Source organism: Thiobacillus sp., assembly GCF_024708915.1.
Genome location: NZ_JANJXQ010000132.1, coordinates 1 through 11109, shown reverse-complemented (window position 1 = coordinate 11109; position 11109 = coordinate 1). Strand labels below are relative to the sequence as shown.

Annotated in this window: 7 protein-coding genes and 1 pseudogene; 5 read left to right on the top strand and 3 right to left on the bottom strand. The window is 63.7% G+C overall.

Going from position 1 to position 11109, the window contains the following annotated elements:
- A pseudogene (locus tag Q0L94_RS09455) lies at nucleotides 1-213 on the bottom strand (ferredoxin--NADP(+) reductase); the annotation flags it as partial.
- Nucleotides 214-349: 136 nt separating this feature from the next.
- On the opposite strand from Q0L94_RS09455, the gene Q0L94_RS09450 reads away from it, so the two are divergent.
- The 5 genes from Q0L94_RS09450 (at nucleotide 350) to Q0L94_RS09430 (ending at nucleotide 8881) form a co-directional block, all read left to right on the top strand.
- Nucleotides 350-1456, top strand: coding sequence for a tellurite resistance/C4-dicarboxylate transporter family protein (locus tag Q0L94_RS09450; RefSeq protein ID WP_296752803.1), 1107 nt, complete (start codon nucleotides 350-352; stop codon nucleotides 1454-1456).
- Nucleotides 1457-1755: 299 nt separating this feature from the next.
- Nucleotides 1756-2595 (top strand): N-acetylmuramoyl-L-alanine amidase, encoded by an 840-nt coding sequence (locus tag Q0L94_RS09445; RefSeq protein WP_296752801.1) that lies wholly within the window; start codon nucleotides 1756-1758, stop codon nucleotides 2593-2595.
- Nucleotides 2588-5290 (top strand): hypothetical protein, encoded by a 2703-nt coding sequence (locus Q0L94_RS09440; RefSeq protein ID WP_296752799.1) that lies wholly within the window; start codon nucleotides 2588-2590, stop codon nucleotides 5288-5290. The genes Q0L94_RS09445 and Q0L94_RS09440 overlap by 8 nt, the downstream gene beginning before the upstream one ends.
- A gap of 58 nt (nucleotides 5291-5348) precedes the next feature.
- On the top strand, nucleotides 5349-7907 hold the full coding sequence (locus Q0L94_RS09435; protein WP_296752797.1) for a cytochrome c: 2559 nt from the start codon (nucleotides 5349-5351) through the stop codon (nucleotides 7905-7907).
- A 143-nt stretch (nucleotides 7908-8050) separates the two neighbouring features.
- Nucleotides 8051-8881 carry a hypothetical protein gene (locus tag Q0L94_RS09430; protein ID WP_296752795.1) on the top strand — a complete coding sequence of 277 codons (831 nt, stop codon included), beginning with the start codon at nucleotides 8051-8053 and terminating at the stop codon, nucleotides 8879-8881.
- A 233-nt stretch (nucleotides 8882-9114) separates the two neighbouring features.
- Here Q0L94_RS09430 and motB read toward each other — a convergent pair whose 3' ends face one another.
- Both motB and motA read right to left on the bottom strand, forming a co-directional pair.
- Complete coding sequence (gene motB / locus Q0L94_RS09425) at nucleotides 9115-10044, bottom strand: flagellar motor protein MotB (protein WP_296752793.1); 930 nt, start codon at nucleotides 10042-10044, stop codon at nucleotides 9115-9117.
- A gap of 48 nt (nucleotides 10045-10092) precedes the next feature.
- A complete protein-coding gene (gene motA / locus Q0L94_RS09420) occupies nucleotides 10093-10953 on the bottom strand; it encodes a flagellar motor stator protein MotA (RefSeq protein ID WP_296752805.1) in 861 nt (286 codons plus the stop codon).
- Between the last annotated feature and the right edge of the window lie 156 nt (nucleotides 10954-11109).

Sequence of the window (11109 nt, the reverse complement as noted above, 5' to 3'; positions counted from 1 at the left end):
GCGGACGACGTTGAAATAGATCTCATGCGGCCTCTCGTCGGGCGCATTGACCATGGAATACGGGCGCCCGATGCGTTCGCCGGCGATGTCCATCCCCGCGCGAATGAACTGGCCCGCATTGAAAGGATCCAGTTCGGCTTCAAAACGCAGCGAAATCAGTGCATCGTTCCAGCGTATGCGTTCGACTACGGTTGCCTGTATCCATTCGCTCATCACCTGCTCCTCGGGGGAAACGTACGCTGCATTATGAGGTGTGCGCGCCTGCATTCAACCCGCATCCCGTATCCGGGTGCGCTATGATGCCGGACTACGCGAGGCGACGCCCGTCGCGGATGCCAATCCGCATACCATGAACACAAGACCCGATCAATGCACCCCACCGGTTCGACGCGAGTCGCCGGGTGCGCGCATGCTGGCGGAGCTGGGCGGCATGTCGCCCGCCTATTTCGGCATGGTCATGGCGACGGGCATCGTCTCGCTCGCCGCCCACTTTCTCGCCATGCCGCGCGTCGCGCACGCGTTGTTCCAGCTCAATATCGTCGTCTATGCTGCGCTGTGCATGCTGACCGTGCTGCGCATGATTTTCCACACCCGCCGATTCTTCGGCGACATGCTCGATCATCTGCGCGGCCCCGGATTTTTCACCACCGTGGCCGCCACCGGCGTGCTCGGCAGCCAGTTCATCGTGCTCACGGCGGGCTATGGCACAGGGACTGTGCTCTGGGGAGTGGCGGTCCTGCTCTGGATCGCGCTGACCTACACGATATTTACCGGCTTCACCGTCAAGGAACGTAAACCGACCCTCGACAAGGGGATCAACGGCGCCTGGCTGCTCGCAGTGGTGGCAACCCAGTCGATCGCTGCGCTCGGCGCACTGCTGGCCACCCACGTCGATCAGCCGGGCAAGCTGGAGATGAACTTCCTCGCGCTCTCGATGTGGCTGTGGGGCGGCATGCTGTACATCTGGATGATGTCGCTGATTTTCTACCGCTACACCTTCTTCGAGCTTGCGCCCGGCGATCTGACGCCGCCGTACTGGATCAACATGGGCGCGATGGCGATTTCCACCCTGTCCGGTTCGTTGCTCATCATCAACGTGTCCGATGCGCCCTTTCTCACCTCGCTGCTGCCGTTCATCAAGGGGTTCACGGTTTTTTACTGGGCAACGGGCAGCTGGTGGATACCGATGCTGCTGGCGCTCGCCCTGTGGCGCCACGTGTACAAGCGCTTCCCGATGAAATATGACCCGCTTTACTGGGGCGCGGTTTTTCCGCTCGGGATGTATGCGGTCGGCACCGACCGGATGATCGAAGCGATGGGATTCGATTTCCTCGGGTTCCTGCCGCCGGTCTTTCTGTACATCGCGCTTGCCGCATGGACGGCCGCATTTACCGGATTCATCCTGGACCTGCTGCGCCGCATACGTGCCTTGGGATCCGATAGACCGGGGCGATAAGCGGCATACAACGCGGGACTCAACCCGGACGCGCAGCCTGGCCCGGCAAGGGATTTCGATGAACGCCAGGGTAGCTGCCGTCCGTCGCCCGGTCCCTGCCGCTTGCCGCGACAAGACCGATCGGGCCGGTTCGGAATCACGCTCAGGCCCGGCACCGATTCGTACCCCCGGCTGAAGCCCCGCCTGCAACCAGAGTCGCATATCAATCGCCGGATGCCTGTCCTATGCTGGGGGCAGTTGCCGCAGCGCTCAAGGTACCTGCCTCGCTCGCCGCGGCGGCCCACCAGGGGGGCGGCACAATGAAAATACGCGATCATCGGCTGACACGCGACGATGGTTCTGCGCTGGCTTATCTCGCCAGCCCACACGTCGGGAAGACCATTTCACCCCGTTTCCTGATCCTTCATTACACCGCCGGCAGCAGTGCGGCCGGCACGGTGGCCTGGTTCCGCAACCCGGCTTCCCGCGTTTCCGCTCATCTGGTCATCGCGCGCGACGGCACGGTGACGCAGCTGGTGCCGTTCGACCGCGAAGCCTGGCATGCTGGCCAGTCGCGCTGGGGCAGTCTGTCCGGGCTCAACCGCCACAGCATCGGCATCGAACTCGACAATGCCGGCTGCCTGATCCAGAGCGGCGGCAAATGGGTGTCGCCGCTCAGCCGCCGCAGCTATCCCGACAGCGAAGTCACCGTCGCCTGCCACCGCAACGACCCGCCCGGAACGCCGCCCTGCGGCTGGCACAGCTACACCCCGGAACAGATCGAAGCCACGCTGGAATGCGGCATGGCGCTGATCGATCGATACGGTCTTGCCGATGTGCTGGGGCACGAGGACATTGCGCCCGGACGCAAGCGCGACCCGGGCCCGGATTTCCCGCTCGAATCGGTGCGCGCGCGCCTGCTGGGACGTGGCGACGACCACCCCGAACGCTACCGCACCACCGCCCGGCTGTATGTACGGAACGGTCCCGGACCCGGGTATGCCGCCCTGCCCGGCACCCCCTTGCCCCCTGCCACTGAGGTCGAGGTACTGGCCAAACGGGGACTGTGGTGGGAAGTCGACGTCGCGGGCGAGGTCAACGGCGTAATGGATATCGTCGGCTGGTGCCATAGCAAATATCTGAAAGCGATCGATGCCTGATGCGCCGACCTCGCTCGACTGGGATACCGTCCATGCGCAGGAGCGCGCGACCATCCGCGAACCCGATGGCCGCCACGACGGGCCCGACCGGCCGCTGACCGGGCTGGCTTTCTCCGGCGGCGGCATCCGCAGCGCCACCTTCAATCTCGGCATCGTCCAGGCGCTGGCGGAACTGCGGCTGCTGCGGCAGTTCGATTACCTGTCGTGCGTGTCGGGCGGCGGTTACATCGGCGGCTGGCTGTCGGCCTTCATCCATCTCAAGTGCAACGGCCGCGTCGAGGACGCCGAGCCGCAGCTGCATAGCGGCGGCAGCGAAAACCCCGCGATCCGCTTCCTCCGGAGCTACAGCAACTACCTCACCCCCAAGGCCAGCTTTTTTTCCGCCGACACGCTGACCGCGGTGGCCACCTATCTGCGCAACCTCTATCTCAACCTTGTCCTGCTGCTGCTGGCGCTCGGCGGGCTGCTTTTGCTGCCGCGCCTGATGGTGTGGTTCGTCCGCTGGCTCACTGGCTGGGAAGGCGCTCACGCCGCAACCGACGCCAGTCTGCTGCCGCTGTTTGGCGGCGGCATCCTGCTGATCGTCATGGCCATGCTGGTCATCGGCCTCAACCTGGGCAGCCGCGGCGCATTCAAAAGCCGGCCGTTCTACACCCGCCAGACCGGCGTGCTGACGCTGGTGGTGCTGCCGGTGCTGCTGTCGGCCTGGCTGATTGCCTATGGCTTCTATGCCGGCGCGGCAAAGCTGGACCGGATTTCGCTCGGCGGCTGGGTGCTGTGGGGCATGCTGGTCTATGTTCCGCCCTGGCTGATAGGCTGGGCGCTGGGCCGGTTTTTCGGCCACCGCACGGACGATCAGCCGCGGTTCAGCCTGGGGCGCATCGTCGCCATGGGCGGCTTCGCGCTGCTGGCGGGCGCGCTCGGCGGCCTGCTGCTCGCCGCGTTTGCCGAGCTGACGGAATGGATCCGGCAGGTGGGGACCGGCTACAGCGGCTCGTGGATCGTATCGGCACTCGCCACGGCCCTGCTGCTGAAATTCTATTCACTCACGGTCGTGGCCCACATCGGCCTGATGGGGCGATATTTCTCGCACGATTCGCGCGAATGGTGGTCCCGTCTCGGTGGCTGGATATTGCTGGCGGCGCTGGTATGGGCCACCCTGTTCAGCATCGTCTATATCGCTCCGGCCTTCTTCCGCTGGGCGCCCGAGGCCTTCGTCGCAGCGGGCGGTCTGACTTGGGTGCTGTCGACCCTCAGCGGCGTATTGCTGGGACGCGCAGGAAAAACCGCCGGCGACGCCCGCAAAACCTGGCGCGATCGCGCCGCCCAGCTGATGCCTTATGTCTTCGTCGTCGGCCTGCTGGGACTGCTGTCGTTCGGCCTGCATCAGCTGTTGATGCTGCCGGTGTTCTGCGCCGGATGCGAGGAGCATGTCCGCACCTCCACCCAGTTCATGGATGTGCTGCGGCAGGAAGCGGTCAACTTCCAGCGCCCCGCCATCGCGTGGGTGGCGATCCTGTGCATCGGCAGCCTTGCGGCCGCCGCCGCGCTGGCGTGGCGCATCGACGTCAACCTGTTCTCGATCTATCACTTCTACCGCCAGCGCCTGGTGCGCAGCTACCTCGGCGCCTCGCGCTGCAAGCTGCGCGTGCCGCATCCGTTCACCGGATTCGACCCGCGCGACGACCTCAGACTGGCCGACCTCTGCAGCATGCCGCTGGGCCAGCCGCAATGCCAGCGTCCCTATCCCATCCACAATACCGCGATGAACCTGGTCGCCGGCAAGCAGCTCGCGTGGCAGGAACGGCGCGCCGCCGCGTTCGCCTTTACCCCCATGGCCTGCGGCTACAGCTTCACCCTGCCGGATGAGAAAGGCCAGCTGCTCAGCCATTACCGCCCCACCGCGCAGTATATGGAAGGCGTGTGGATGGGATCGGTGATGGCGATCTCGGGCGCCGCCGCCAGCCCCAACATGGGCTACCACAGCTCGCCCGCGCTGACCTTCCTGATGACCGTGTTCAACGTCCGGCTCGGCCACTGGAGCCCCAATCCGGCCAGCGAAAAACACTGGACGAAACACGACCCGCCGTTCGGCGGCATCTACCTGTTGAGCGAACTGTTCGGCCACACCCAGCACAGTTCACCCTTCGTCTATCTGTCCGATGGCGGCCATTTCGAGAATCTCGGGATCTACGAACTGGTGCGGCGGCGCTGCACCTGCATCGTCGCCATCGACGCCGGCGAGGACGGCGACAGCCATTTCGAGGATCTCGGCAACGCCATCCGCAAGTGCTACGCCGATTTCGGCGTGGTCATCGACATTCACGCCGAAGACCTCGAAAGCGGCTATTCCGCCATCGGCCGCATACGCTATCCGCCCCGTGCAGGAAGCCAGGAACAGCCTGCGGAAGGCCACCTGCTCTACATCAAGCCGCGGCTCACCGGCACCGAGCCCGCCGACCTGCTGAACTACAAACGCACCCACTCCGGATTTCCACACGAATCGACAACGGATCAATGGTTCGACGAATCGCAGTTCGAGAGCTACCGCAAGCTCGGCCACTACATCGGCAAGGCGGTGTTCGACGCGGCGCTGATCGAAGCCATCCAGCGCCAGGAGATGGCCGGCGACAGTGGACCGGTCCTGCCATGGCTGTGCGAAATCCTGCGCGAGCGGCGCGATGAGACCGCTTGAAAGCCCCCCATCCTTGACTAAGGTTCAGGGCAGTCTGTCCTGCCCACAGGAGAGCACGATGAAGACTTCGTTCTGGCTAGGCGCCTTCAGTATCGCAGCCATCGCCGCACTGGCCTGGTTCACCCAGCAACCCGAAACCGCGCGCGCCACGTTGCCGGCGGCAGCCGAAGCGGCACTTGTCGTGCCCGCCACGACCGGGCCTTCCGGTTTTCTTTACACCGACGCCGGTTTCCACGAAGCCGAAGCCGGCCTGTCCCCCTCGGCACGCGCCGGCCGCGATATCTGGTTCAAGGCCACCGCCGGCAACGCGCGCTTCCATACCTACACCTTCCAGCAGCGCATCACCGCGCTGATCGACTGGTACGGGGTGCTGCGCGGCGATGCGCGCGACACCCGCTTCAAGACCTGGGGGTTGATCAACGACCCCGGCTGCTGCACGCCGGGCTCCACCGGCTGCCCTGCCAAAAGTGCCGAAGAGACCTACGGCTTCGACTGGTGCCCCGGCGACGAGACCCTGTTGAAGTTCGTCGGCAAACCCGGTTACCGCGACCCGGCGTGCGACTTCAGGGACGCCGGCGTCATCGCAGGCGACCCCGAGGGCCACCAGAAAGGCCGCGAGGACAGCTGCAACCTGGCTTTCGGCACCTCCACCGGCGCGCTCGGCTTCCGCAAGTTTCCCAATCCGCGCTTCGACGCGGCGGTGTGGAAGCAGGTCAACGGCCGCCTTGGCAGCTGGGAAGGCTACAACCGCAAACTGTCCAGCGACCCTGCGCGTTCCGACTTCAAGGTACGCAAACTGGCCGATGCCTCGATCGAACCGCCGTTCCTGATCGGCACCGCGTGCGCCTCCTGCCACGTCGCCTTCAATCCGGCCAGGCCGCCGGCTGACCCCGAACACCCGAAGTGGGAAAACCTCTCCGGCCTGGTCGGCAACCAGTACATCCGCGTTTCCGAGATCCTCATTTCCGGCATGCCGCACGACGATCTGCTGTGGCAGATCTTCGCTCACGCCCGCCCCGGCACCTCCGATACCTCGGCGATCCCCAACGATCAGGTCAACAACGCCGGCACCATCAATGCGCTGATCAACATCGCGCAGCGCCCCACCTTCGCGGGCGAGCGGGTCAACCGTTGGCGCAAGGTCGCGGCGTGCCCGGCCGATGCAAAAGAAAACGCCTGCTGGTGCGAACCCGGCAAGGCAGGAAAATGCTGGGAAAAGAGTGTGAAAACCGAGACCGTCCACCACATCCTCAAGGGCGGCGGCGACTCGATCGGCGCGCTCGGTGCGATCCAGCGCGTCTACTTCAACATCGGCTCCTGCGCCGAGCAGTGCTGGGTCAACCACCTCACCGACCTGCGCCAGCTCGACCCGCAGGCCCGCAACTTCGGCCAGACCCCATTCGACATCGGCCAGTGCCGGCGCGACTGCCCCAACTTCCGCGCGGTGGAAGACCGCCTGCACAACATCCTCGATTTCTTCCTCACCGCGCCCGAAGGTCTTGCTGCCGACCTCGCCAAGGCGCGCGCCAACCAGCGTGGCACCGCCTACGTTCAGGCCGATCTGGTGCGCGACCTCGAACGCGATTTCGGCCCGAACGCGGTCTCGCGCGGCCAGCAGGTGTTCGTCGAGAACTGCGCGCGCTGCCATTCCAGCGGCAAACCGCCGTTCGAGGCCGTCGATTTCCGTGCCATCGACAGCAAGACCGGCCTGCGCGCCGACTGGCTGGGCAACGACGTGCCTATCCCGGTCACCGAAGTCGGCACCTACCGTTGCCGCTCGCTGCACGCCAACCATATGCGCGGCCACGTCTGGGAGCAGTTCGCCGACGAGGATTACCACGCCCGCAAGGCCGTATCCGGCATCCTCGAACCGCACGACGGCGGACGCGGCTACTACCGCAACATCTCGCTGCTCAACCTGTGGGCACACGCGCCTTTCCTGCACAACAACTCGGTCGGCCCGGAGCTGTGCGGCTGGGGCGGCGACAAGGCCAATCCCTACGAGCTGTACCGCTCCAGCTACGTCGACACCCGCCAGCCCGGCAATCCGCCGCTGCCGAAGGACAAACAACCGGCGTGCCGGGCCTACGACCCCTCGGTCGACGGCCGCTTCAAGCTTTATGTGGCGTCGATGAACGATCTGCTCAATCCGTCGCAGCGCATTCCCAAGGCGACCAAGGTCGACCAGGACATCGTGCTCGACATCGGCCCGCGCATCTTCGACGGCAAAGAGGAAAAACGCCTGGCTGGCTTCACCGTGCGGGTGCCGGCCGGCGCCACCGCGGGCAACGTCGGCAACTTCCTCCACAAGGATTTCATCGTCGACCTGGTGCGTGCCAAGCTCAAGCCGAAGGAACTCGAAGCGCGGCTTGCCACCGTGCTGCCCGCCGCCGAGGCGAGGGAGCTTGCGGACGAAATGCAGGCCATCGGCAAAGCCATCGTCTCCGACCCCGACCGCCTGGTCGAGGTGGTGAAGGAGGCGCGCGCCCGCACCCCGGCGCTGTGGCAGGTCTATTCGTCATGCAGCGCGGAAATCGAGAACGACGGCCACCGCTTCGGCGAGGACCTGTCCCACACCGACAAGAACGCGCTGATCGCCTTTCTGGCTACGCTCTGAGGGAGACTGCCATGTATGCGCCAACCCGAGACAAGCACACGCCTGACCCGAAATGCTGCGGCTGCGGCCTCAGGCCGCGATCCGTATGCAACGATATTCTGCGTTTGATCATCGTCGTGCTGCTTCTGCTTCCGATAATCCTGATGCTTTCCGGCTGCGACAAATTCCACGACTGGTTCGGCAGCAAGCCCGATATCGCGTTCGCCCCCTACGGCGACGATTACGCCAGCAAGCCGGACTTCGCGCAGGTCGAATACGCGCACCCCATTCCGCTGCAGGAACTCGCCAGGGTCACGCCCAAATACCTCGCCAGTCTGAATCAGGAAGAGCTCGACCAGCTGTACGCCCGGCTGAGTTCGGGGCCGATTCCCGACGGCCCGTTCGACGGCGAGATCGTGTTTCCGCGCGGCAGTTCGGGCAAGCTGCGTGCCGCCGAAATCATTGGCGGGCTCAAGGGCCTGAGGGTGAATTTCAAGGGAAAGATGCTGGAGACCGCGGGCGAGACGCTGTGGAAGGGCAAGGTGTTCTATCGCGACCAGAAAGTGCTGCGCAACCGCATCCAGGACCTCGCCGCGCTGCGCCCCGTCATCGGCCCCGGCGACATCCCCAGGATCGACGTCGACGGCCGCGATGCCTGGCTGCTGTTTCCGGCCAAGCTGTATTGCGGACAAAGCCTGATCGACTCGCGCCGTGAATCGATCATCATCGACTACGCCTTCACCGATGAAATCCGCGGCTACCGCGAGCGCCCCGACTTTCTCGCCGGACGCCGCGGTCTCAAGGTGCGCGACGAAATCCGCATGGTGCGGCCCGGCCTGTATCTCGGCCGCGCCTACATGGACCACGCCTTCATCCTCAATTTCGTGCTCGCCAACAAGGATGTCGACCGCGCCGGCCGTGCCGAATTCGAGACTGGCCAGATCCGCGACGACTGCTGGTCCGGCACGCAGAAACGGGTGCTGGCAGCACGCTAGTGTCGCGACTCGGAAATAGGGGAACGGAATGAAACGGATGGATTTTTTCGCAGGGCAAGGCGCGAGGAGAGCGTGGTTGTTGCCGATTTATCGGCTTTACAACCACGGCCTACCCCTTGCGGGTGGACGACATAGCCGGCTCTATGGCAACGACGAGCAACGCCGCCATGCGGAAAAAGACGCCGTTTCATGTTGCGATATTTCCGAGTCACGACACTAGCAGCACGCGACGATCAGTTTTCGGCGTTGGCCCTGTTCATTTCTTCGCGCACGCCGGCTTCGTCCGCCACGTTGACACCGCTGGCTTCCTTGGTGATGGCGTCTTCGGTACGCTTGTTCATCACGATGATACTGATGCGGCGGTTGACCGGATCGTGGGGTCCGGCCTGGTTGAACGGCACCGACGATGCCAGCCCGACCACGCGCAGCATCTTTTCTTCCGCCATGCCGCCGGCGATCAGTTCGCGCCGCGAGGCATTGGCGCGGTCGGCCGACAATTCCCAGTTGCTGTAGCCGCGCGCGCCGTTGGCATACAGCATGGCATCGGTGTGGCCCGACAGGCTGATGCGGTTCTGCACATCGTTCAGCACCTTGCCGATCTCGTGCAGGATGATCTTGGTGTAGGGCTGCAGTTCGGCGCTGGCCAAGTTGAACATGGGCCGGTTCTGCTCGTCGACGATCTGGATGCGCAGGCCTTCGCTGGTGATGTCGATCAGCAGCTGCCGCTTGAACTGCCGCAGGGTGGGATTGGCGTCGATCGCCATCTCCAGGCGCTTCTTCAGCTGCTTCAGCTTGGCGGTCTCGATGCGCTCGAGTTCAGCCTGTGCCGCCTTCAGGTTGTAGGATTTTTTCTCGGCCTGGGTATCGCCTTTTTTCACCTGGCCCAGTTGCCGCGTCATATCGAGGCCGCCGCCCTTGATGACGCTGGAGCTGTCGCCGCTGCCGGAGCCCCCCTGCATCGCCACCTTGAGCGGCGTCTTGAAATATTCCGCGATCCCTTCGAGGTCGCCCTTGGTGGTCGAACCCAGCAGCCACATCAACAGGAAGAACGCCATCATCGCCGTAACGAAGTCGGCATAGGCGATTTTCCATGCCCCGCCGTGGCGGCCGCCCCTCACCTTCCTGATGCGCTTGATGACGATGGGCGTTTTCTGTTCGCTCATGTATGTATGGATATGAGGTGATGGCGTCCCGGCCCGGCGGTGGGGAAATCAGCGCGACCGGGCGCCTCTCACATGATCTTCCAGTTCGCTGAAGGAAGGACGCTCGGTCGAGTACAGCACCTTGCGCCCGAATTCGACCGCGATTGCCGGCGCATAGCCGTTGATGCTGGCGAGCAGGGTGACCTTGATGCATTGCAGCATCTTGGTCGATTCGTGCAGCTTTTGTTCAAGCAGGCTCGCGAGCGGCCCGACAAACCCATAAGCCAGCAGGATGCCGAGAAAGGTGCCGACCAGCGCGTGCGCAATCAGGATCCCCAGTTCCGCCGGCGGCAGGCCGACCGACCCCATCGTGTGCACCACCCCCATCACCGCCGCGATAATGCCGAAGGCAGGCAGGCCGTCGCCTATCTTGGCGATGACATGGGAAGGAATCTCGCCCTCGTGGTGATGGGTTTCGATTTCATTGTCCATCAGGTTTTCGATTTCGAAGGCATTCATGCTGCCGCTCACCATCAGGCGCAGATAGTCGGTGAGGAATTCGACGATGTGGTGATCGGCCATTACCGCCGGGTATTTCGCGAACAGCGGACTGTTCTCGGGCGAGTCGACATCGGATTCCACCGACATCAGCCCTTCCTTGCGGATCTTGGTCAGCAGTTCGTACAGCAGCGCCATGATGTCCATGTAGAGCGCGCGGGTGTATTTCGATCCCTTGAATACGGTGGGTAGGGCCTTCAGGGTGGCCTTGATGGCCTTGCTGTTGTTGCCGACGAAGAACGCGCCGGCCGCGCCTCCACCGATCATCAGGAGCTCGACCGGCTGAAGCAGCGCCGCCAGGTGTCCGCCCGCCAGCGCGAAGCCGCCGAAGATGCTGAATAAGACGACAATATATCCAACGATGACTAGCACGACCGTGTGTTCCTCTTTTCCTTTCTCGGTAACCTCCACCACCAAGTAAGAGGTAAAATCATAACCACAATGCTGAGCATTAATGACTTGTGAATTACCCATTAAGGGAAGCAAAAGAAAAAATACAATTAAAAATCTCATAAACATTTTCAACAT

What these genes read in the sequence shown, in the direction of transcription:
- Q0L94_RS09445 (WP_296752801.1), top strand. Translation starts at nt 1,756, where the DNA reads ATGAAAATACGCGATCATCGGCTGACACGCGACGATGGTTCTGCGCTG.
- Q0L94_RS09450 (WP_296752803.1), top strand. Translation starts at nt 350, where the DNA reads ATGAACACAAGACCCGATCAATGCACCCCACCGGTTCGACGCGAGTCG.
- Q0L94_RS09430 (WP_296752795.1), top strand. Translation starts at nt 8,051, where the DNA reads ATGCTTTCCGGCTGCGACAAATTCCACGACTGGTTCGGCAGCAAGCCC.
- Q0L94_RS09440 (WP_296752799.1), top strand. Translation starts at nt 2,588, where the DNA reads ATGCCTGATGCGCCGACCTCGCTCGACTGGGATACCGTCCATGCGCAG.
- Q0L94_RS09435 (WP_296752797.1), top strand. Translation starts at nt 5,349, where the DNA reads ATGAAGACTTCGTTCTGGCTAGGCGCCTTCAGTATCGCAGCCATCGCC.
- motB (WP_296752793.1), bottom strand. Translation starts at nt 10,044, where the DNA reads ATGAGCGAACAGAAAACGCCCATCGTCATCAAGCGCATCAGGAAGGTG.